General features: G+C 49.6%; 1 protein-coding gene. It reads right to left on the reverse strand.

Annotation, left to right across the window (positions count from 1 at the left end):
- Window positions 1-31 precede the first annotated feature (31 nt).
- Window positions 32-686, reverse strand: a 655-nt coding sequence (locus R7Z77_RS25795; protein ID WP_318137104.1) for a HAMP domain-containing sensor histidine kinase, incomplete at its 5' end; no start/stop codon positions are given.

The following is a 686-nucleotide window of genomic DNA, read 5'->3' on the forward strand; positions in this document are numbered from 1 at the left end:
TACCTCTTGATTGAATCTAGTGCTGAGGAAGTTACTCTGAGCAAGCCTCATGATGCTCTGACGAAAGGTCAATCACTGCCTCACATCCACCCTCAGAATGTGTATCAATAGTGAATTGCCAGCCATAGCGTCGGCATAAGTCGTCCACAATCATGAGCCCCAAACCATGGCCTTCGGCATCTGGCACGGAAGAGAAGCCTTCGCCTTCATCTCTCACCGACAGTGTGGTATCGGTCATGGTGATATGAATCGTTCCCGCTGACGTGGCTGCAATGCCGTTGCGAATTAAGTTACTCAACGTAATGTTAAGCACTGCAGTGGTCGCTTTGGTTTGCGGATGGCCCAATATCTGTACATTAAATTCCAACGACTTTTCATCGGCTTGCGCTTGGCTAAGAGCAACGATGTTGTGAAGCTCTTGCTCTGAGATGGTTCGAACGGGGCTGTCGTCTGTGTTGCGTTCATATCGCACCAAACCCAACAAAGCATCAACCATGGTCGACATCTGCTGAGTAGCATCTTGAATACGGCCAATCTGACGCTCTTGAAACGGCGTGCTTGGGCTTCTGGCTAGCAGGCTGCTCGATCCTTTCATCACCGTTAGTGGCGTTCTCAGTTCATGACTGGCATATCGCGCAAAAGCTTGCTCGCGTTTGATCACCTGATTGATTTGGCTGCGATATTCA

This window comes from Vibrio sp. 1401 (genome assembly GCF_033340295.1).